The following is a 20,823-nucleotide window of genomic DNA, read 5'->3' on the forward strand; positions in this document are numbered from 1 at the left end:
ACATCCTCGACTATCGCCCGAGAGTGCCCCCAAATGGCCAATCCTGCCACTTCCACGCCGGGCCGCTTCTTCATCATTGGACCGTTGCGGACGGGCTCGTCTTTGCTGTCGCGATGTCTCGACGATCATCCCGATTGCATTTGCCTCTGCGAATCCGAGGTCAATCGCGCACTCTTCCCGGAATATGACGTCCAGTACCATTACTGGCGGATGATGGCCCACGGCCTGACGCTCGACGAGGCGATCGGCTTCCTCAACCTCCGAAAGCAGGACGACCTCTCGAGCTTCAAGGGCTGGTACTCGGCCGTGCTCCCGAGATTGTCCGACCTCTACGGCAAAGAAAACGTCGTCATGCTCGGCGACAAGAGCCCGGACCTCTTCCGGAGCCCGGCGCTCATCCGCCACCTCTCCGAGAGTTACCCCCTCCTGTATTCGGTCCGCGACCCTCGCGCGATCTTCTCGAGTATCGAGGGCCAGGATGACTCCTCGGTCGAGGAGAAGGCTATCCGCTGGGAGAGCCTCATCCAGAACTATCTCGCATGGAAGCCGCATCTCGACTCCCCGAACATCCTGATCGTTCGCTATGAGGACCTCGTCGCCAGCCCGTCGGAGACGATGGCATTGGTCTATCAACACCTCGGCTTACGACCTTCCCAACGATTCCTGATGTCGTTCCGCAGGGCGTTTCCGGAACGGTTCCTCTGGTCCACCGCCGTGGATTACGCCACGGGGATGAAGCAAGACTTCGAACCCAGGCGTATCACATCCTGGCGAGCGACGCTCTCCGCCGAACACCTCGACCGCATCCGGGAGAGCCAGGTTGTCCTCGAATTCATGGAGCGATTCGGATATCGGGACGAGTTTTAATGGGCTTTGGTAGACGATGCCCCGCTCGGGGAATCGCGAGCACCGCGGTAGTTTGAGCATCCCCCACCGGATCTGATATCTCGCAGAGCGATACGCGGCACCACGTCCGCGTTTCTCAAGTCCTCTCTTCATTTCCTCTCGGCCCCCTCCCCGAAAAATACTCCCGCGACCTCTTGACCTCCCACGTTTGTCATTGAATACTGTATTAGCGTAGCCATACAGTACTCGAGGGCCAATCATGCTCTTTCGTCTCAACACGACGGATGATCGGCCGATTTACGCCCAGATCGCGGACCAAGTGACGTATGCAGTGGCGTCCGGGATGCTTCGGCCGGGCGAAATGGTGCCGTCTGTGAGAGAACTATCGCGGCAGCTCGTGGTGAACCCGAACACGGTGGCTCGGGCCTATCGCGAGTTGCAGGCGAGACAGCTTTTGGAACCGATGCGAGGGACGGGGCTCCAGGTGACGGAGGACGCCCCGAGGCGTTGCCAGGCCGAGCGGAGAGAACTCGTCCGGCAGCGGCTCCGGACGGCGATCGACGAGGCCAGGCGAAGCGACCTGGACCCGTCGGAGATCGAGGTGATCCTCCGTGAGGAGTGGGTCAGGACGAACGGGAAGTCTTCGGGTCATGGGGCCGAGGGGGAATCCGCATGAGTCCGGCGTTGGCGGTCAAGATCTCGGAAATGACGAAACGATACAAGGGGCACGTCGCCGTCGACCGAATGACCCTCGAGGTGCCGGTCGGCTCCGTATTCGGGCTGCTCGGCGAGAATGGGGCCGGCAAGACCACGACGATCCAGTCGCTTCTGGGACTGATCCTGCCCGACGAGGGTCGGGTCGAAACCTTGGGGCTGGAACCCGGCCACTTCGGCCTCGAAGTCCGCCGCAGGGTGGGCTACGTCCCGGAGCGGCCGACCCTCTACGAGTGGATGACGGTCACGGAGATCGGATGGTTCGCCGCGGGGTTCCACTCCCGGAGCCCGGGAGGGGTCCCCGGCTATGAGACGCGCTACCGCACCCTCTGCGAAGGCTTCGGCCTGGTCCCCAAGCGGAAGATCCGCGAGCTCTCCAAGGGCATGCGCGCCAAGGTCTCGCTGGCGCTGGCGATGGCCTCGGAGCCGGAGCTCCTGATCCTGGACGAGCCGACGTCCGGCCTCGATGTCCTGGTCCGGCGCGACTTCCTCGAGAGCATGGTCGACCTCGCGGGCGTGGGCAGGACGGTCCTCCTCTCGAGCCACCAGATCGGCGAAGTCGAGCGGGTGGCCAGCCACGTGGCGCTGCTCCATCAAGGGAAGTTGATCCTCGCGGAACCCCTCGACGAGTTGAAGGCCCGCACCTTCCTGATTTCCTTCGCGTTCACCGGCCGAGAACACCCCACGACCCTCGCGCCGGCCACGTCGATCGAGTTGATCGACGTCGACGACACCCCTCGGCAGGCGCGTTGGCTCGTGCACGCGGATTCTCCCCTGGCCCTCGAGCCGTTCCGCGCCTTCCCAGGCGTGACGGACGTGCAGATCGTCTCACCGAGTCTCGAAGACATCTACATTGGCTATATGCGGAGGCGGCGTCCCGCGGGCTTCACGCCGAAGATCGCGCACGTGGCCTGACGGCGATGGCGATCATCGGTGGTGAGTTGGGAATTAGACCGGATGGGAAGCGTCCCGATCGATCCGAAAGGGGAGAGATGGCGATGTTGTCGAGACTCTGGTGGAAGGAGTTCCGGGTATTCGCGCCGCTCATGGTGGCGGTCGGCCTGATGGCATTGTTGATGCAGTGGGCGTTACTCCGCAGCGGCACTCCTCTGTTCCACGCCGGGATCCTCACGCCGATCGCCCTCGGGTGGGCGAGCCTCTTTGCATGTGCGGTCGGCGCGACGGCGTTCGCCGGGGAGCGAGAGACCGGCACACTCGCCCTCCTGGACACGCTCACCGTCGAACGCCGGACGCTCTGGCTCGGCAAGGTGACGTTCGGCGTCTTGTCGTCACTGGCACTGGCGTTGGTCTTGCTCGCGACCGCGGCACTCGGCACTCAACAACGGGATGAGACGATCTACCCCCTGGGGCGAATCATCGCCGGCTTCGGGTCGCTCATACTCGAGACGCTCGCCTGGTCGCTTTTCTTCTCGTCGTTCGCGGGCAATGCCCTGATCGCGGCCGTCCTCGGCATGGCCACGGTCGGCGTGGTCGCCATGCTGATCACCGGGGAGCCGGGGCTCATCGACGACGTGCTTCTCGCCCAGACCGCCCCCTGGAGACTCGCCCTGGCGGCCGCCGCCATGGTTGTTTCACGATATCAAATCGTCTCCAGACATCGACCAAAACGGCCCAGGGCTCCCAGGGTACCGACCCTCGTGGAGACCTCGGTCGGTGCGCAACGGAGCCGAGGGAGCCGGATGACTCGCTACCTGTCGTCGACCGCGAGAATCCAGGTCCTCGACCTCCAATCGCGGGCGATCCGGAGCCTGGTCTGGAAGACGATACGGGAAGCGCGTTGGACCTTGCTTTTGATCTATGGGTTCGCACTACTCCTTTCCGAGTTCGTCCTCTCCCACGTGATCCAGTGGTACGACCGAATGACGATCGCGCTCCCCTTCGGCGTGGTCCTTGGAGTCGTCGCCGGGGTCTCGGTCTTCGGGGGCGAGTCTCCCGAACGCACCTTCCGTTTTTACGTCCATCACGGGGTCAGGCCGAGGCTACTCTGGACCGTGAAGGTCTTCGTCTGGACAGTGGGATTACTCGCCACGGTCATCCTGGGTGGCCTGAGCCTTTGGTTCCTGAATGTGGCGTGGGCACACTCGGTTGAGAGTACTCTGATGGCGATCCTGGCCTTCTTCGAGGCATTCGCGATCGCCCAACTCTGCGGCATGCTGATCCGACGCGGGATTACCGCGGGCGTCGTCTCGCTACTCTTGCTCTTCCTGATCATGATGCCGCAGGTTGGCCTCGTCCGGGCGAATATGATCCCGGAATGGGGCTTGATTCTGACCCCAGCCCTCGCCCTGCTGATGAGCTTCGTCTGGGTCGGAGAATGGATGTTCGACCGCCCAGGACTCGGCCGATCGATCCGTCTGACCCTCCTCCTGACCGTGCCCGTTGTCCTGCAGGGAGGCCTGTACGTCGCGTTTCGGGCCTACGACATCCCCGATATCGGGCCCGCATACAACCTCGCCCAGGTTGAGCCTTTGAAAATCCCGGATGGCCAGAATGCCGCCAAGGTTTACGGCCAGGCCATCGACAAGCTCGTCTTCCGATCCTACGACATCCCCAACCCCGGCCCCGTGATCCCGGCCGCCGAGTTCGATGCCAACCGACCGCGGAACGAGCCGCAGAGGTGGAGGGCCGGCGGTCGGCAGAGTGCCTCATTCGAAGCGAGGTCCGACGGACTCTTGCAGCAGCGAGAGAACCTGGGGATCCCGTGGTGGCGCGAGAATCAAGAGGCGTTGGAGTTAGTCCGCACGGCCGCGGCCATGCCCGAAGCGAGCTTCTCACGCGAAAGCATCAGCGGGGATGGTGATCCCGTGGTCGCGAAGATGATGACTTTGGCCCACCTGGTGGCCCTCGATCGCGATCAGCGGCTTCCCAAGAAAGAGTTCGCGGCGGCCTGGGATGCGAATCGAGTCCTCTTCCACATGGCCGACCAGCTCAGCAGGCCTCCGGCCACCATCTGGCATTGGCTCGTCGCGGACAACATCGAAACCATCGCGATCGATGGAGCATTCTCCTGGGTGGCCGAGCCGGGTCAGACTGCCGCCCACCTCCGCACGGCCCTGACGGATCTCCAGCGCTTGCCCCTGATGCGTTCGCCGGAGTTGGCGCTGACCGTGGATCTCTACCTCCTCGAGCAGGACCTAAATCTGCCGACGGAAGAGCTCATCGACCGCTTTCACCAGGGATCCCGCAAGGATCAAGTCCCGTGGATGCAAGTCCTGGAAAACCTCGTCCTCTATACCCCTTGGGAACGCGAACGCGCCAAACGCGTGTTACGGCAAATCGCCCCGGAGGCCCGCGGTCAGGTTAGCGATGGCCGGCTCCTCGACGCACGATTCGGATTGCGTTCGGCGGTCATGTATGAGGGCAGGGGTTCGCCGGGCTCCTATCAAGGGGTCAGCATCCCAGAAACTCAGCTTCTCAGTACCTCAATGCTGGCGAGGATGATTGCCCCCAACTTTTTCGGGCCGTATCGCAACTATCAGTACTTAGCCTCACGCGCCCGGGAGTTGGAGTTGAGCCTCGCCCTCAGGGTCTGGCAGCTCGAGCACAATGGGACGTTTCCGACAGCGCTCGAGGAGTTGGTCCCATCGGTCCTTGCCGGGATCCCGTTGGATCCTTTCACGGGCCGGCCGTTCCTTTATCTTTTGGTCGGCGAGGAACTCGCCGCTCAGCTCAACTCCGGGGAGGCTTCTCCGCTGATTACGGAGGGCACGCGAGAAGAGATCTCTCCCGGAGATGCCTTGCTCTACCGCACGGGCATCGACCAGACGTCGAAGTTGAAGCTCTACTTCGACGACAATACGGCCCTCCATCACCTCAGCAAGGCGGGCCGCGGCCCGGATCCGGCGAGCCCGCTTTGAAATCAACGAACGGCAAGGCGAACGGAGAGTCTCCTCACCGCGACTCGATCGCTCGCCCGGGACTGACGGCCCCTCGGCGAGCGATTCGTTTTGAGGTGAGAGGCGTGTTGGGCGGCAATGATGAGTGGCCCGCCCCGCGTAGGCGCGTGAAACCGATTACGACGAGCAGGGCAAAAACCAGGGCCTGGCCAATCAGGGCCAGGAACAGCGTCGGCGTCGCGAGGAAGAACGGTTGGAGGGACCCGAGGCGCCGGAGGGCTTCCCAGCCGGTGGCCCCGCCGGAGAACGTGGGGACCATGCGGCCCCAGAGTGCCGAAAATTCGGCCGCCAGGCAGGTCACCGTCAAAATGGCCGGGACGATGACCCGAAGATAACCCAATGGCCAGGCCAGGGCCCCTCCGCCGACGATCGCCAGGAACCAGGGGATCGCCGCACTCGCGTACCAGGGGCCCGTCGTCGGCCGCCCCCACGCCAGCTTCGACTGGACCATGTGGTAACCCAGCGCCGCGGTCACGCTCAGACACAGCACCGCGCACGCCAACGGCGTGAAGGACGACGCATAGACCGGTTCACGTCGGGCTTTCGGAGAGACGAGCCACCACGCATAACCCAGGATCGCGATCAGCGATACGGTCGAGTAAACCTTGATGAAGCCTCCTGCCGTCCCGAGATGGCTCCAGCCTCCCGCGTAGAAGGTCTCTCGCAACCAAAGTCGGCGCGTCTGGCCGCTCCAGTCGAACGTTCGGGCGGTGCGCATGAGGTCGGACGCGGTCTTCCCCTTCGAGCGATTCACCACCCCTTCCTGCATCGGAGTCAGGCTGCCGAAGCGATCGAGGTTCGAGCGCAGCTCCGCCTGGGTCACGAGCAAGAATCCGGCCGACAAGGTAAGTGCCGCCAGGGCCGCACGACCGGGACGAGGCCGATACCTGACAGCGAAGGCAAGCCAACAGAATGCGACGAACGGGACGAGCCCGAAGTGGACCGCCTTCGCCAGGACCGCGGCCCCCGTCGCGAGGCCGATCCCGAGGCACCGGAGCATGAGTCGATCGTCGCGGAGCGTCAGACAGCCCGAGACGGCGAGGGTCGCCAGGAAGACCCCGAGGGCGTCGTTGGAGACCCTCAACCCATTGATCAGGAAGAGCGGATGGGCGGCGATCACGATCCCGATCAGCGCGGCGTCACGCCTCCGCGTCACGAGTTGAGAGATTGTGCCGAGGGCCACCCAGACCGCACCCGCGATGAATGCCAGGTTCAGCAGCCTGAGGCCGCCGACCGACGCTCGCAAGTTTTCCACACCTCCCAACGCCGCAAAGAGGGGTGAGACGAGCCAGTAGTACCACGACGAGTGCTGGGCCTGGTACAGGTCGATCTCGCCCGGTTTCAACCGGGGCGCCGGCCCGGCCTTCCAGTAGTCGGCATAACTGACGAAGCCGAGGGAACCGAGCTGGAGGTCGGCAACATCCTTCGGCTCCGGGAACGCAATGGCGTGCTCGAGCAGGGACCGCGGGACCTTGGTTTCGCCCAGGATCGCGGGCTGGCCGGTCTCGAGGATATGGACGATGTAGCCGACGTGCTGATACTCGTCCCAGCCTTCGAACGGGGGCACGAGACAAAGCGTGACGAGTCCTCGGCAGACCACGAGGCCGACGAGGAGACCTCGAAACCATGCCCAGGTCCGCGCGTTCTCCGATGCTGCCGCCATCGCGCACTCCGTTGCGAAGGGGTCGAATCGCGGCGGATTAGAGCAGAAGCGGCCGAGAGTGCCAAGGGAAGCTCGACGCGGGGGGTTTCGCCCTCCCGGTGCAAGAACAGAGCAGGCATGAAAAAACCCGCTCCAGAAGGAGCGGGTTCATTAGGGAGGCAGGTGACGACCGGCCCGAGGAGGGCTCAGATCGAAACCATCTCTTGCACGTCGTCCTCGACCAAGGTCAGGAGGAGCGAACGGCTCTTGTCACGAGTTTCGCCGATCGCCGTGACATACACTGCGGGATCGTCCTTGACGGGGCACTCGTGCTCGCAGATGCCGCAACCGATGCAGCGCACGGGGTCGATGTAGGGCCGCTTGAGCTCGATAGTCGCTCCCCAGCGATCCGTCATCTCGACGTTTCGGGTGAAGATGGCCTTAGGACTGACCGGGCAGACCTCTTCGCAGACGACGCAGCTCGTGTCCATCGCCCAGGGGAGGCATCGCCCCTGGTTGTAGAACGCGGTCCCCGTCTTGATCGGTCCTTTGGCCTCGAACGGGCCAACGCCCAGCTTCTCTGCGATCGAGATCTCGCGGATCGCCCCTGTCGGGCAGACCTGGCTGCACAGGGTGCAGTTCAGCTCGCACCAGCCCATTTTCGAGATCATGATCGGCGTCCAGAGGCCTTCGACCCCGGACTCGAACAGGCTCGGCTGGAGGACGTTGGTCGGGCAGACCCGGATACACTGGTCGCACTTGATGCAACGTCGCAGGAACTCGTCCTCGGCGACCGAGCCGGGAGGCCGGATCACGGCGCGGTTGAAGTTCTTTCGGACGCCTCCGGACAGTCTCGCCATCGGGAAGAAGAGGATGCCGAAGAGGCCGGCGAGGAGTAGCTGACGACGTCCGACGAGCGGATAGGCCACCTCGCTCGCCTTCCTGGGCAAGAATCGGAAGGCGAGGGCATCATGGGGGCAATCCTCGATGCAGTTGAGGCAGACGAAGCACTCGCTCTTGCGGAGGTCACCCTGCGGGTCGGACGCCCCTTCGCAGCTCTTGAGACAGAGGTCGCAATCGGTGCAACGGACCGGGTCGCGGTCGATCCGCCAGAGGGCGAACCGGCTGAAGATCCCGAGCAAGGCCCCGAGGGGGCAGAGCGTCCGGCAGAAGAAGCGCGGGATCCACCAGTTCGCGACGAGCAACCCGATGAAGATGATCCCGACGATCCAGGCCTGCCAGTATTCGCGAGGCTCGGTGTAGATGCTCTCGGTCGCCATCTGGGCGGTCGGGAGGACGCTCGTGGTCATCGAGCGGACCGTCAACGCGATCGGGTCGAGGAGCCCGATCTGGAGCGTACTGTTGCCCGTCTTGTGCTCCTCGGCCGCCTGAGAGACACCGGTGCCGATCGCCGCGAAGACGCGAGAGACGCCCGACTGAGGCAGTTCCTTGCTGGTGTACGCGGAGTAAATCGCGCCGGGGGTTGAGAAGATGGTGGGGACGATCCAGAGGCTGGCCATCGCGAGCATAGCGGTCAGGATATAATACTTGATCGCGAAGATCTTGCGATAACGGTTGACCTCGATCATCTGCTTCGTGTTTCGGCGATTGCCGATGACGCCGAAGATGTGGTGCAGGATGCCGAAGGGGCACATCCAGTTGCACCAGACTCGCCCCAGGACCATTGTGATCGCGATGATCACCAGGCCCCAGACGAGGTTGCGATAAAGTGTGTGGGTCGTGAGCGCCGTCGAGACGGCGACGAGCGGCGTCGCTTCGAGGAAGATCGAGACCGGCCAACCCTTGAGATAGCGCAGGTCGGTGATCAGGAGGAAGAACAAGAAGAGCCCGAGGAAGAGGGCTTCATAAGCTCGTCGGATCTTGACCATCAGCGTTCTCCGTCCGGCGAGTGATTTCGCCCCACTCGAGACGCGATCACCAGGTTAGTTGCGGAATGAAACCGAGTCAGAGGAAGAAAAGATCGAACGAGTTCAGTCGAACAGGATGCCCTTCAAGTCGAGCACGAAGCCGGGCAGGACCGCTTCGCCCGAGAGCGTCGACGGGCGAGCGAGGACCTCGACCGGTTGGTTGGTTCGGTAGACCTCGACCGTTTCCTTAAGGGGGTCGATGAGCCAACCGAGGCGTGCACCTTGATCGAGGTATTCTCGCATTTTACGACGAAGTACACTCTTACGATCCGTCGGTGAGCGGAGCTCGACGACGAAGTCGGGGCAGATTCGAGCAAAGCGATTGTGTTCCTCGGGAGGGAGGAGATTCCAACGGCGTTCGTCGATCCACGAGGCGTCGGGAGAGCGGATTGCGCCGTTCGGCAAGGTAAACCCGGCCGATGAGTCAAACGCCTTCTCCCGTCCGGTCGCCTCAACCCAGTAACCAAGCCGAACCGTGAGGCGAAAGTTCCGCCCCCCAGTGTCGCTACTTGCTGGAGCCATGATCTCGAGCTCACCGCTCGAAGAGAGTTCGAGACGAAGCTCGGGATGCGACGCGCAGAGCTTCCCGAATTCCGCGTCGGACAGGACGAGGCCCGGGCGGAATTTCAGCATCAGGGGTTCGGTAAGACGACTCATGGATCGCGAGTCCAGACGAGGGAGCGGTCGTCAGACGGTAATCTCCTGGGTCCACTGCGGGCGCCAGTCTTTGCCGAGGCCTCGAGCGATCACCTTATCAAGGTAGATGATGTCGTGCCGCTGCTTCTCGAGCAGGCGGGTGACGCACCAGCTATCGACGGCCGTACAGTCGGTCCCGACCACGATCGTGTCGGACTTCTTGACATCATTGAGGCTACCGCCGGTCGGGCCGTTGCGCATCAGGAGCTTGCGGCCGTCGGCGATCACGAAGGTGGGCCGCATCATCAAGGCGAAGTCGGAGATGATGCCGTGGATGTTCTGATGGAACTGGTTGCGGGGGTTGCCGAGCAACCCGTACCAGTTCTTCATCGTGACGGTCGCCTTGCAGAGGTTGTGGTCCTTCACCGGCGAGATGCCGATGACTTTCGTCGCCTCGCGGAAGGGCCTATAAAACATCCGCCAGGTATGGGTGATCGTCTCACCGCCGACGTAGAGCTGCTCGAAGTAACTGTCCTGCGGCATCATCAGCTCGGCGCCCGCGCGAACGGCCGCCTCGCCGACCTTGGTCTTGAAGAAGCAGCTCTCGGGGTTGTTGATCGGGTTGTCCGCGACGATGACCTTGCGGGCGCCGGCCCCGAAGCAGAGCTTGACGACCGCAGAGACGGTATCCGGCTGGGTCGTGGCGGCGAGGTCGGGGTTCTTGTCGAACGCCACGTTGGGCTTGATGACGACCACGTCGCCCTTGGTGATGAACTGGCCGATCCCCTTGTCACCCCCCATGGTGTCGAGGGCGGCCTTCACCATCTTGAATGCCTGGTCCTCGCGAGCCTGGAGCTCGGCCTCGCGCGAGTCGAATTGCTCGGGCCGAGGGGGGGTCGATCGCACGACCACCAGATTCGGTTTGCTGGGCGAGAGGCTGACCGAGTAGTCCTTGAGGCGGACGGGGGGTGGCGGCTTGACCCCTTCCATCCCCCAACGATCGCGGACGAGCAGGCCCCCGGCGAGGGCACCGCCGGCGACGAGCCCCGTCCCGCCAACCTGCGTGAGGAACTGGCGTCGTGAAAACATCTCGTCGGCCGGGTTCACGCCGCCGAGCCGTTCCAGGTTCTTCTGCTGGGTCCTGGTCAGTTTTTCGCTCATCGCGGCCCTCGGGTAGGGGAAACTCGAAAACCGTCAAGGTAGGTTGTCGTCGAAGCGAGCCGACGCGTGGCAGGGGGGGGGTCGACTCATCCGTCTCGGCTTCGACGCCTTACGGCCTGGGCTCAATTATTTCTTGCCGGTGTCGACGGGGACGACGGTGGCCGGCAGCGCCGTCACGAGCTCGCGGGCGAACGCCTCAGCGGGCTTCGGGTCGGTCGCCCCATTGGCGCCTCCGATCACGTTCCCTTTCAAGAAGAAGACATCGACCAAACCGATGTTCGAGCTGATGACCATCCGGTCGGCGCCTGCCTGCTCCAGAGTCTTGATTTCGGCCCCATCTTTCTTCGCCCCTTCCAGGTATTGGTCGAGGACGGCTTGTGCGTCTTTCGGAGTCGCATACGGGCGGAGGAACCCCTGCCAGGTCACCCCCATTTCCTCGTAATCCGCCATGAAGACGTCCGCGAGGAAGCTGTACCCGAAGACGTCCTGCGCCACGTATTTCGGTGTCGACCGGCCGTGACCCGCCGGCAGGAGGGCGAAGATCGCGTCGGGCGTCGAAGTAGCCGGGCCCGACGGGTCCGGCGAGCCGCCTGCTTCGGTTTTCGGCTTCTGTTGGTCAGCGATCCGCTTGGCCAGCTCGAGGGCGAACGCCGAGAACTTGGGGTCGTCGGTCGTCGAGACGATTTGGGTGTAGTAGGGGCCCGAGTAGAAGAGAGTGCTCCCGGCCGAGGTATAGCCGCTGGCGCCGATCGACAACGCTTTCGCCTCTTCGGGCTTCTCCGAGCCGTATTTGCCCAGGGCCTTCAGCGTGTCACCCATCTGGAAAATGTAGAGTTGAAGCTCGTTTGATTCGTCGCCGGCCGGGTGATAGTTGGTGTAGGCCATCCCCTTGACGTCGTACTGGATGAAGCTCTCGGCCCGGCCGTCGATTTTCTCGAAGAGGTTCTCGGCGTTGAACGACTCGAGGTGCTTGTCCCCCGACTTGCCGACGACCCAGCCGGCCGGGAGATCGGTCAAGGGGAGCATGTTCGCAAGGGGCCGTTGCGGCTCGGGGACGGTCGCGATTTCGGCGTCGGCCAAGGCCTTGGTCATTCCGTCGCCTTCGGCGGGTGCAGGAGCGGGAGCTGCCAGGGTCGGGCTCGTGGGGGCCGTCGGGGTGACCGACGCGGCGACGGCGGGTGCCGGGATCGCTCCGCCGGCCGCGACGAGCTCGGCCGGGGGTGCGGTGAAGTCCATCAACTGCTGCGGGCCATCGAGGTTGATGCTCTCGTGGACCTTGGCCAGCCGTTGCAAGACGGCCGGGAGAGCCCTGGCCACCGAGGGGGACGTGCCCGCGACCGAGCGGAGCGCCAGCATCGCCTCGTCGAGCTTCTTGACGTTCTCGACCATGTTCTTGCGGACGTCGGCCAGACGCGTCATCTCCCGTTTCACGGCCTCGTCGGCGTCCTTCAGGTCGCCGTAGCCGCGCCCTTGCTCCAGCACCGACCACGTGCGGTTGGGGTCGAACTCGTATCGATTCTTGTCGAAATATTGACTCTTGATCACGAGTGCCGTGAACATGGCGGGGATGCCCATCACGAGGAGCATGCCGCACACGATCGACGAGAACTCGGGACGCTGCATCACCCGGCCGCGACGGGCCTTGAACCAGTCGAGCCGGCCCAAGATCGCGAAGGCGATCGGCGTCGTCGCGATGGCGAAGATGGCCGCGGCGACCGCGATCGCCATGAGGGGATCGTTCCAGAAGAAGTCTCGGAGTTTCGCCGCGGTCGCCGTGGAATTCATCGTGGCATCGGCCTCGAGTGCGGGAATCCGGCGATCACCCAAGCGTGATCGATCGTGGTTTTCCGTATTATAGCGGAGGGGGGAATCAGTCAGCAATCGCCTGGTCTGAGCCGGGTTGGGATCGTCCAGGCAGGGGTGGAGGGGACTCGGAACGTCTTGCGCATATCGTCCCACAGGGGAAATAGCGACGAAACTCGAATCCACGGCCCAACTATTTTGGACCGAGCCTCGGCGTGGCGGTCATTGGGGCTCGTCGATCCCGAACAGATCGTCGACCGAGCGGTATGCCTTCGCGCGGGCGGCCGCAAGGAAGGCCGCGACCGGGACGATCGAGGTCGTCGAACTGTCGCCCGGGACTCGATCGGGGTGGACGATCTCGCGGGTACTCGTCCGAACGAGTCGCGCGTCCCTGGTCCAGGGAAGCCGCCCCAGCTCATCGAGGTACGTCGGAAATCGACCCGAGCGGAACAGGAAGAACTCGACATCCGAGATGTAGATGAGCGAAATCGAGAGCGCATGCCGCCGAAGCCAAAGGCCAAGCCCCTCCAGGCACGGTCCTCGGCCAAACTCGCCGACCAGCGGAAGGATCCGTTCGCCGACCTGCAGCGATCGCACGAGCTGATATGTCGACTCTCGGGCGAGGAAATGGGCCGGCTGCCCATCTCGATCTTTGGTGAGCATGAGCCGAGCGAAGGTCGGGTACATCTTGAGCGCGAGGAAGCGCGCCCCTAGTCCCGGCCCGGCGAGCTTCGCCTGGATGGTCGCGATCGTAGCCCACTCGCCCTCGCGCACGACACCGAGAGGCTTCAAGACCCTGGCAACGTCGGCGATCACACCGCTTAAGCGGGCGTGGTCGAATGGTGCCGCACCGAAGACATCCACCAAGTCCTCGACGGTCGGATCGGCCGGAAGCCGCCCGGGACGTCGGGCGGTCAATCGAGAAAGGTAATCCACTCGGTCCTCGGCCAGGGTCATCAACGCCTTGTGGACGAGGTGGAGGAGGAGGTTTTTTCGGCGAAAGTCGAGGATGAAGGCGAGGCTCGGTCGAGCGTGGGCGAGGAGCGTCAGGTTCTGGTCGGGCCCGACGCCCAGGTAGACCCCCTCGGGGCCGACTTCGCGTGCGATCTCACCGGCCACGCGCGGATAAGAATCTTCGTTGCTGATAAGATTATCGGAGGCGGGCCCGGTCTCGGGGACGGAGAGCGCCTCGATGATCGCATCGAACCGTGCATCCCGTGCCGGGAAGAGGATCTCCGAGAGTGAACGCGCCTCGGGGTTCATTCCGAGGGCTCGATGTGGACCAGGACGTCGCGAATCGGCACGACCTGGTGGATCACGCGATCCTTCACCGCATGGGCGATGGCATGCCCCTCGCGCACGGTCTGCTCGGGGTCGACTTCGACGTGGATGTCGACGAGATATTCCAGGCCCGCCTTCCGGACCCTCAACTTCTCGACGCCCCGGACACCCGGGACCGCCAACGCCTCTCGGCGGACTTCGGAGAGCATCCCGGGTTCGGCCTGACGATCCATGAGCTCCTGGACGTTGTCGCGAAAGAGCCGGCCGGCCAGGATCAAGATCATGGCGACGATGAATGCGGCGGCCGCGTCATCGGCCCAGGCCCACTCCGGGCCTCCCCAACGTGTGATCGCGACTCCCAGCAGGACCGCCACCGATCCCATGACGTCGATCCGATAGTCGAAGGCGGTCGCGAGGAGTGCGTTCGACCCGGTCCGTTGGGCCGTCCTCGCGGCGTAGCGTGCAAGCATTTCCTGCACGACGGCTCCGACTCCCGCGATCAACAGTGTCACCAGATGAGGGGTCGAATGTGGTTGATTGCGACGGCTCCAGGCCTCCCAGCAGATTCCGAGTGCGAGCACCATCAAGAATAGTGCGATGCATGCACCGGCGACGGCCTCGACGCGGGTATGCCCATAGGGATGCTCGGTATCCGCCGGACGTTCGGCGTAGATCAGGGCGCCGAGGAGCATTCCGGAGATGACCGCGTCGATGAGCGAATGGAAGGCGTCGGTCACCAGGGCGAACGAATGCCCAAAGATTCCGCCAAGGAGCTTGACCAGACCGAAGCTAAGGTTCACCCCGAGCCCCAGGGCGGCCGCCTGCCGCGCCTGTCGGTAGAGAGTATGCGTATCGCCCATATCCGTCCCGGGGGTTCTCGGGTTCTCGACGGTCGAACGAGAACAAGGATGCGGTCTCCGACCCGCGACGAATGGGGCAGTGTGGATCCATCCCCGTCCGGCTCTCGATCTCCCGTCCCAAATGTTCGGCTGCGGACGGCGGAGGCCTTGCTAGGCCAGACCATGGGCGAGCGACTGACCCGCCCGCCCTCGCGATCCGCCGTTCCGGCCGAAGTCTCGACCATCGAGTCTGCCATCTAGGCCCCGAAGATTCAACGAGGGCTATCGATGAAGGAAGGAGGAGGACTTGTAGAAGGTGGCTTCTCGCTCTTGGGAAGCGTCGGAGCGGTTTGGTAGACTGGCAAGAGTGGAGGCAGGCCAATGGCTCCTCCAAGAGACCTGTGAGGATCCCGGCGGGTCCCGGACCTGCCGGGGTCGAGAATTGTGCGAGCGTGGTCGACGTGACCCGAACCCCGCGAGAAAATCGCGTTGGATTCATCTGCGGATCGATCTTTTTATTGCCGACGAGCGTAGCGACAAACAAAAGGTGGGTCCCGGGGCCCGCGTTCGTCCGTTCGCGCCGACACTCCTTGGGAGGACTGCTCTTGTTCGCCGGCCCCATCATCGCCCGAGAAGTGATCACCGCCCCTCGGCCGCTCAGGTTCTACGTGGCGCGTGCGTCCTACGTCGGTCTGCTCTTCGTGCTGATGTGGACGGCGTGGCAGTCCTTCATCGGCTGGCGCGAAATCCGCGAGTTCGGTGTCATCGCACGGTTCGGCGGCCTGCTCTTCCAGTTGTTCGTCCTGATCCAGCTCACATTGATGCTCTTCTTTGCTCCCCTGGCCGCAGCGACGTCCGTCGCCCACGAGAAGGATCGCCGAACGTTCGTCCTCCTCCTGATGACCGACCTGAGCGACACCGAGATCGTCCTCGGGAAGCTGATGGCCAGCCTGCTCCAGATCGTGACCTTTCTCGCCACGTCGACCCCGGTCTTTTTCTTATGCATGCTCATGGGTGGGATCGCGCCGGCCCAAATCGTCGACATCATCGGCGTGACCGCCGCCGCCGGCGTGGCGGGGGGATCGCTCGGGCTGCTCGTCGCGCTCTGGCGTGACCGGACCTTCCAGTCGCTGGCCCTGACCGTCCTGCTCGTCGTGCTCGCCATCATCGGCATCGAGGCCGTCGGTCTCGCCTTCCCCGAGGCCCGGCTCTTCGGGACGCCGATCGCGACGGCTCTCAACCCTTATCGGACGATCTTCGCGATCATCCACCAGGCGGAAGGGTCCGCCGGAGGTATGGTCCGGCCAAGCCTGAGCTTCGTCGTGGTCGCCTCCTCGCTGGCATTTGCACTCCTGGTCTTCGGGGTATTCCGGCTCCGCGTCTGGAACCCCGGAAACCAAGAACCTCGCGAGCAACGCGAAGGAGAGCAAGAAGAGATTGTGGAGACGCTCATCGAGGTCGAGGAGATGGCCGAGCCCGTGCTCGTCGGGGCCGGAGTATCCACCACGCTGGTCGGCTCCTCCGCGAACGTCCCTCCCTCGACCGCGGGCACCCCGGCAATGGCGGGGGCTGGGTTGCCGGACGACCCTGGCGTCACGACCGGCTTGCATGTGCCGAGGCGAACCCATCGCCGGATCGTCAAGACCATCGGCTCATACCGCCGGCCGTGGGGAGATCACCCGATCCTCTGGCGAGAGCTGATGACTCGCGCCTACGGGACGAAACCGCTGATCATCAAGGGGGCCTACATCCTCGCCTTCGCGCTCGCGGTGGCCTTCTTCTATGCCAACCCTGATGTCGAAAACGACCCCTGGAGGCCGGCCCGGGCCTTGATCCCGCTCGCCATCCTGAGCCTCGTGCTCGTGAACGCCCAGGGGGTCACCTCGCTCACGAGCGAACGCGATTCGGGGGCCCTCGACCTGCTCCTCGTGACCGAGCTCTCTCCCAAGCAATTCATCTACGGGAAGCTCTATGGCGTCCTCTATAACGCCAAGGAGATGGTCGCGTTACCTGTCCTCTTGGCCGCCTGGTTCGCGATCATCGGGGCGATGACGCTCGAATCAGCGGCCTACGTGATCATCGACTTCTTACTGCTCGCGCATTTCGCGGCGATGCTGGGGATCCATGCCGCGATCACATACACGAACAGCCGCACTGCGGTGGCCAACAGCCTGGGGACGATCTTCTTCCTGATGGTCGGCATCCTCGTCTGTGCGTTCCTCATCCTGCTGAGCGACCGCGAATTCGGCCGGCAGCTCCTGAGCTTCCTGATCTTCATCGGGGCGGGGAGCGTCGCCCTATTCGGCTCTCTCGGTGCGAAGAACCCGTCGCATGCGATCGCCCTCGTGGCGCTCCTGACACCCTTCTGCTCGTTCTATTGCGTGATCAGCCTCCTCAACGGCGACATCATGGCCGCGCTGCTCGTCAGCGTCGGGGTCTACGGCTTCGCCCTCCTGGCGATGCTCGTCCCCGCGGTCAGCGACTTCGATATCGCTCTCGGCCGCACCAGTGCCATTCAAGGTTGAACGTCTCCACACCCGGTCTCTCGGAAAGAGGCCGGGATGGAGGAATTTCCGAAAGCACATCTCCGACGACGTACCCAGGCCTCGGCTGATCGTGGAATCGACGATGTTGATCGCCGAGGGCCCGGCGGGATTGCGCGGCAGCTCGCCGGGACTGTCTCATTCCGTATTTTGAACGGTTGACAGTCTTTGCACCAGCCGGCTGAGGTCGGTCCGGAGCAGTTCCCGGAAGTCGAACGACGTGGAATTCCCCCGAAAACCGATCCACTCGAAATGGGAGTCCCTCGGTAAACCGTGCCAAGGAGGGACCGATGAAGAAACGAAGGACGGCCGAGGAAGTCTCGCGACTTCGACCGCGACTTGGCCAAAGGTCCGACAATCTCTGACATCTGCCGAAAGGTCGCCATCGCCGGGACGACATATTAGCGATGGAGGCGGCGTCACGTCCCGGCCCAGGTTAACAACGACCGTGCCATGGGCATCGTCGGATCCATGCGATGTTGGCGCGGCAGGGTTGGTCGGTGAGCGTCCAACGAGTGAGGCGGCTCCGCAAAGAACTGGGCCTGAAGAGCCCGATCAGGCTGAGAAAACCGCGGGAACTCGGCCCCAAGTCCGGCGTGAGCGCCAACATCTGCACGCGCCGGCCGTCGCGATTCAAGAACGACATTTGGACATACGATTTTATACACGATCGTACGGAGGACGGTCGTCCGCTCAAACTGTCAACCCGCCGAAGCCACAGCCCGCTCGTTGCGCGACAGAGCCTGATTCAAGGCCGATACGCAATTCGGCCATTCCGGGATCATTGGATTCAGCGATACCAAGCCCTAACGTTCGTTCGCCTGGGGCAGATCCGCTGCGCGAGGAGCATCCGGACTTCGGCCTCGCGGCAACCACCCCCACGTTCCGTTATCCAATCGCTGTGACGGCCGCCGCCGTCTCCTTGACGCGATTCTCGAAGCGTGGTTTGCTTGAATTGCCAGGAGGCCAGATTGGCCACACCAGGCCAATTCTCGCTCAGGAACCGAGGTACGCGATGGCGAAAGGCAACAATTCGCAGGGCAAGGAAAAGAAGAAGCCCAAGAAGTCCCAGGCCCCGAAGGCAGTCCCAGTTAAGGCCGCGACCCCGCCGCCCAAGAAGCCGTGATGACCGGGTAATTTTGCAATGCAAGGTCTTCGCAGGGGTGGAGTAGCGGTCAACTCACCGGGCTAGAACCCCGGAGCCGTGGGTTCAAATCCCGCCCCCTGCGCAATCTTACGTCCCTCGCCTGGCCGCAATTCTCATTTTGTCCCCACGCCCCGCACTTTCGCCGACGGCGAAACCACCCGCATTATTTCGGCCATCTACCGCCGTGACGCCCGGATCTGGTCGGCCACGCGGAGCACCGGCTGCCTGGACTTCCGGTGTATTCTCGAGACGATGCAGGCCCCGTCTTCGGTTGCAATGAACCCGCGTGCGGACCTGACACCGGTTTCCTCTTCGATGAGGAGGAAATAGCCGGTGAGATGCGCGGCGAGATCGAAAATACGAAGCGATGACTTCCATTCCTCCCGGATGCCGCCCCCCGATGATTTCTTCCGATGGCGTGCCTGCATCCAGATCACGCTGTTCATGCACTCCACGGAGCTACTCGAACGGACCGTCCCCTTCAAGGCCGACGACACCCTCTCGTACGAGGCGCGGCCCCCTCAGCCAACTCCCCATCTCGGCCCACCGACCGGATCAGGCCCGACAGCCGGCCCGGAGACGTCGGACGACGGTGCCGTAACCACCAACGCCAAGCCATCGCCTCACCCCACGGCTCGACCGATTCCAATCGCCGGTGCATCCGGTCCGGGAACGACAGGCTCCGCCGGTCCTTCAGGAAATTCCGGACCTTGGCCCAGTCCTCGTTGATCAGGTCCTTCAAGAACGAGGCGATCTCCCCTCCGGCATGGGTCCGGGCGTTGAGCCGGTCGTCGGGGCCGAACAGGTCCAATGACGCATGGGCCCGCCCCCAGGCGGATTCGAGGCACTCGGTGTGGGCAAAATACCGGCACGCCCGGTCCCAGGCGGCGCGGGCGGCCCCGGCCACGCCCCGAGCATCAACGCCTCGTCGCTTCGACGTGGCGACCTTCAGGACAGTGGGCGCAATGGGGGCTCTTGCGCGACGGGATTGTTGGGCAGAGGGGGTGCGGAGTCCGTGGCATGCAACCGTAGCTCGAGCCGATGGGCCTGCACGTAGAGGGCGTGCCGACTGCATATGACTTGCTTGGCTTTGCCGGGTCACGGCGCCGTAACGGCCGGAGAAGACGGCGGCGTTGTAATCGAGGTCGCGGATCGATAGCGTGAACTTTGGGGAGGCCCTCCGTGTGACTGGCGATCTTGATCGTGAACCAGTTCACCGCGGGGCGGCCTCTCCTTCCACTCAATCTGTCAACCCGCCGAGGTTACAGCCCGCTCGTGACGCCGCAGCGCCAGCTCGCCGGGCTGTAGGTTCGTTCTTTATACTTGTGGCGGCAGGAAGTTACGAAGAAGCTTGCCGGGTCGTATCCCTTCGCGGGATCCGGCCGGAAACATCAGGTCGATCCTCGAAAGAGGAGCATTCCCTGCTATCACGATATCTTCTCGCGAAAACGCGAACTTCCCCTGGAGTTTGCGCCGATGGAGGCCGAGGATCGGCGAAAAATGGCGTTGACATGAGGGCTCGACTTTTCGATAGTATCCGCCGACGGGCAAAGACAGGTGATGACCGGAAGGGCGTCGGGAGCTCGACGTGAACCTTCGGAGTCTCCTGAGGAAGGATACGATCTCGTCGAACTGCGAAAGGTAGGTGGGGCCGCAAGGAGGAGGGCCTGATTCGTCGCCTCTCTCCGTCTTGCCGCTTCAAGTCTCCTCCGCGGCAACCGAGGCACGTCAACAGCAACCAAGGATGGGACCCACCATGAGATTATTAGTCACAGGCGGTGCCGGCTATGTCGGCTCGACGCTCGTCCCGCTCCTTCTCGAGCAAGGGCACAGCGTGCGAGTCTACGACTCGCTCAAGTTTGGCGGACACGGCCTTCTCCCGTGCTGCCAGAGCGACCGCTTCGAGCTCATCAAGGGCGACGTGACCGACGCGGCCGGCATGAAGAAGGCCCTCGACGGTGTCGACGCCATCGTCCACCTCGCGGCCATCGTCGGCTATCCCGCCTGCAAGAAAGAGCCGCAGGTCGCCCAGACGACCAACGTCGAGGGAACTCGCACCCTGCTCGAGCTCCGCAAGCCCGACCAGAAGGTCATCTTCGCCTCCACCGGCAGCATCTACGGCTCGATCCCCGACTACATCTGCAACGAAGAGACCCCGCGTGCCCCGATCACCCTCTACGGTGAGACCAAGGCGACCGCCGAGCAGATGGTCCTCGACGCGGGCAACGGCGTGGCCTATCGGTACGCGACCGCCTTCGGCGTCAGCAACCGGATGCGGCTCGACCTGATGCCGAACGACTTCACCTATCAGGCGGTCAAGAACCGCAACCTGATCGTCTACGAGGGGGGCTTCAAGCGGACCTTCG

The 20,823-nt window shown here is 63.5% G+C and carries 15 protein-coding genes, 1 tRNA gene and 1 pseudogene; 8 read left to right on the plus strand and 9 right to left on the minus strand.

Going from position 1 to position 20,823, the window contains the following annotated elements:
• Nucleotides 1-33: 33 nt before the first annotated feature.
• The 4 genes from ACYOEI_RS21150 to ACYOEI_RS21165 all read left to right on the plus strand — a co-directional run bounded on the left by ACYOEI_RS21150 (nt 34) and on the right by ACYOEI_RS21165 (nt 5,438).
• Nucleotides 34-867 carry a sulfotransferase family protein gene (locus ACYOEI_RS21150; protein ID WP_462851553.1) on the plus strand — a complete coding sequence of 278 codons (834 nt, stop codon included), beginning with the start codon at nt 34-36 and terminating at the stop codon, nt 865-867.
• A 238-nt stretch (nt 868-1,105) separates the two neighbouring features.
• Nucleotides 1,106-1,522, plus strand: a complete 417-nt coding sequence (locus ACYOEI_RS21155) for a GntR family transcriptional regulator (protein ID WP_462851554.1) — start codon at nt 1,106-1,108, stop codon at nt 1,520-1,522.
• Entirely contained in the window at nt 1,519-2,475 is a 957-nt protein-coding gene (locus tag ACYOEI_RS21160; RefSeq protein ID WP_462851555.1) for an ABC transporter ATP-binding protein, read from the plus strand. Before ACYOEI_RS21155 ends, ACYOEI_RS21160 begins: the two co-directional genes overlap by 4 nt.
• 83 nt (nt 2,476-2,558) lie before the next feature.
• Nucleotides 2,559-5,438, plus strand: a complete 2,880-nt coding sequence (locus ACYOEI_RS21165) for an ABC transporter permease (protein ID WP_462851556.1) — start codon at nt 2,559-2,561, stop codon at nt 5,436-5,438.
• 34 nt (nt 5,439-5,472) lie between these two features.
• Here ACYOEI_RS21165 and ACYOEI_RS21170 read toward each other — a convergent pair whose 3' ends face one another.
• The 7 genes from ACYOEI_RS21170 to ACYOEI_RS21200 all read right to left on the minus strand — a co-directional run bounded on the left by ACYOEI_RS21170 (nt 5,473) and on the right by ACYOEI_RS21200 (nt 14,788).
• Nucleotides 5,473-7,140: a hypothetical protein gene (locus ACYOEI_RS21170; RefSeq protein ID WP_462851557.1), complete on the minus strand. Its 1,668-nt coding sequence runs from the start codon at nt 7,138-7,140 to the stop codon at nt 5,473-5,475.
• 185 nt (nt 7,141-7,325) lie between these two features.
• On the minus strand, nt 7,326-9,008 hold the full coding sequence (locus ACYOEI_RS21175; protein WP_462851558.1) for a 4Fe-4S dicluster domain-containing protein: 1,683 nt from the start codon (nt 9,006-9,008) through the stop codon (nt 7,326-7,328).
• A gap of 102 nt (nt 9,009-9,110) precedes the next feature.
• Nucleotides 9,111-9,704, minus strand: coding sequence for a Uma2 family endonuclease (locus ACYOEI_RS21180; RefSeq protein ID WP_462851559.1), 594 nt, complete (start codon nt 9,702-9,704; stop codon nt 9,111-9,113).
• A gap of 30 nt (nt 9,705-9,734) precedes the next feature.
• Nucleotides 9,735-10,844, minus strand: a complete 1,110-nt coding sequence (locus ACYOEI_RS21185; protein ID WP_462851560.1) for a DUF362 domain-containing protein — start codon at nt 10,842-10,844, stop codon at nt 9,735-9,737.
• Nucleotides 10,845-10,970: 126 nt separating this feature from the next.
• Nucleotides 10,971-12,629 (minus strand): DUF6599 family protein, encoded by a 1,659-nt coding sequence (locus ACYOEI_RS21190; protein WP_462851561.1) that lies wholly within the window; start codon nt 12,627-12,629, stop codon nt 10,971-10,973.
• A 240-nt stretch (nt 12,630-12,869) separates the two neighbouring features.
• Nucleotides 12,870-13,910 (minus strand): LIC_10091 family protein, encoded by a 1,041-nt coding sequence (locus ACYOEI_RS21195; RefSeq protein WP_462851562.1) that lies wholly within the window; start codon nt 13,908-13,910, stop codon nt 12,870-12,872.
• Entirely contained in the window at nt 13,907-14,788 is an 882-nt protein-coding gene (locus tag ACYOEI_RS21200; RefSeq protein WP_462851563.1) for a cation diffusion facilitator family transporter, read from the minus strand. Before ACYOEI_RS21200 ends, ACYOEI_RS21195 begins: the two co-directional genes overlap by 4 nt.
• A 584-nt stretch (nt 14,789-15,372) precedes the next feature.
• On the opposite strand from ACYOEI_RS21200, the gene ACYOEI_RS21205 reads away from it, so the two are divergent.
• The 3 genes and pseudogenes from ACYOEI_RS21205 to ACYOEI_RS21215 all read left to right on the plus strand — a co-directional run bounded on the left by ACYOEI_RS21205 (nt 15,373) and on the right by ACYOEI_RS21215 (nt 18,539).
• Nucleotides 15,373-17,292, plus strand: a complete 1,920-nt coding sequence (locus tag ACYOEI_RS21205) for an ABC transporter permease subunit (RefSeq protein WP_462851564.1) — start codon at nt 15,373-15,375, stop codon at nt 17,290-17,292.
• Nucleotides 17,293-17,765: 473 nt separating this feature from the next.
• A pseudogene (locus tag ACYOEI_RS21210) lies at nt 17,766-18,215 on the plus strand (IS3 family transposase); the annotation flags it as partial.
• A 252-nt stretch (nt 18,216-18,467) separates the two neighbouring features.
• Nucleotides 18,468-18,539, plus strand: a tRNA-Ser gene (locus tag ACYOEI_RS21215).
• Nucleotides 18,540-18,633: 94 nt separating this feature from the next.
• Here the strand turns inward: ACYOEI_RS21215 and ACYOEI_RS21220 are convergent.
• Together ACYOEI_RS21220 and ACYOEI_RS21225 are read right to left on the minus strand one after the other, a co-directional pair.
• Nucleotides 18,634-18,903 carry a type 2 periplasmic-binding domain-containing protein gene (locus ACYOEI_RS21220; protein ID WP_462851565.1) on the minus strand — a complete coding sequence of 90 codons (270 nt, stop codon included), beginning with the start codon at nt 18,901-18,903 and terminating at the stop codon, nt 18,634-18,636.
• A gap of 35 nt (nt 18,904-18,938) precedes the next feature.
• Nucleotides 18,939-19,364, minus strand: a complete 426-nt coding sequence (locus tag ACYOEI_RS21225; RefSeq protein ID WP_462851566.1) for a hypothetical protein — start codon at nt 19,362-19,364, stop codon at nt 18,939-18,941.
• Between the two features lie 849 nt (nt 19,365-20,213).
• On the opposite strand from ACYOEI_RS21225, the gene ACYOEI_RS21230 reads away from it, so the two are divergent.
• A partial coding sequence (locus ACYOEI_RS21230; RefSeq protein WP_462851567.1) for an NAD-dependent epimerase/dehydratase family protein occupies nt 20,214-20,823 on the plus strand: 610 nt, incomplete at its 3' end.

This window comes from Singulisphaera rosea, from assembly GCF_054877945.1.

Coding starts and splice junctions, on each gene's coding strand:
- ACYOEI_RS21175 (WP_462851558.1), bottom strand. CDS start 9,008: ATGGTCAAGATCCGACGAGCTTATGAAGCCCTCTTCCTCGGGCTCTTC.
- ACYOEI_RS21165 (WP_462851556.1), top strand. CDS start 2,559: ATGTTGTCGAGACTCTGGTGGAAGGAGTTCCGGGTATTCGCGCCGCTC.
- ACYOEI_RS21150 (WP_462851553.1), top strand. CDS start 34: ATGGCCAATCCTGCCACTTCCACGCCGGGCCGCTTCTTCATCATTGGA.
- ACYOEI_RS21220 (WP_462851565.1), bottom strand. CDS start 18,903: ATGAACAGCGTGATCTGGATGCAGGCACGCCATCGGAAGAAATCATCG.
- ACYOEI_RS21160 (WP_462851555.1), top strand. CDS start 1,519: ATGAGTCCGGCGTTGGCGGTCAAGATCTCGGAAATGACGAAACGATAC.
- ACYOEI_RS21195 (WP_462851562.1), bottom strand. CDS start 13,910: ATGAACCCCGAGGCGCGTTCACTCTCGGAGATCCTCTTCCCGGCACGG.
- ACYOEI_RS21185 (WP_462851560.1), bottom strand. CDS start 10,844: ATGAGCGAAAAACTGACCAGGACCCAGCAGAAGAACCTGGAACGGCTC.
- ACYOEI_RS21200 (WP_462851563.1), bottom strand. CDS start 14,788: ATGGGCGATACGCATACTCTCTACCGACAGGCGCGGCAGGCGGCCGCC.
- ACYOEI_RS21155 (WP_462851554.1), top strand. CDS start 1,106: ATGCTCTTTCGTCTCAACACGACGGATGATCGGCCGATTTACGCCCAG.
- ACYOEI_RS21180 (WP_462851559.1), bottom strand. CDS start 9,704: ATGAGTCGTCTTACCGAACCCCTGATGCTGAAATTCCGCCCGGGCCTC.
- ACYOEI_RS21190 (WP_462851561.1), bottom strand. CDS start 12,629: ATGAATTCCACGGCGACCGCGGCGAAACTCCGAGACTTCTTCTGGAAC.
- ACYOEI_RS21170 (WP_462851557.1), bottom strand. CDS start 7,140: ATGGCGGCAGCATCGGAGAACGCGCGGACCTGGGCATGGTTTCGAGGT.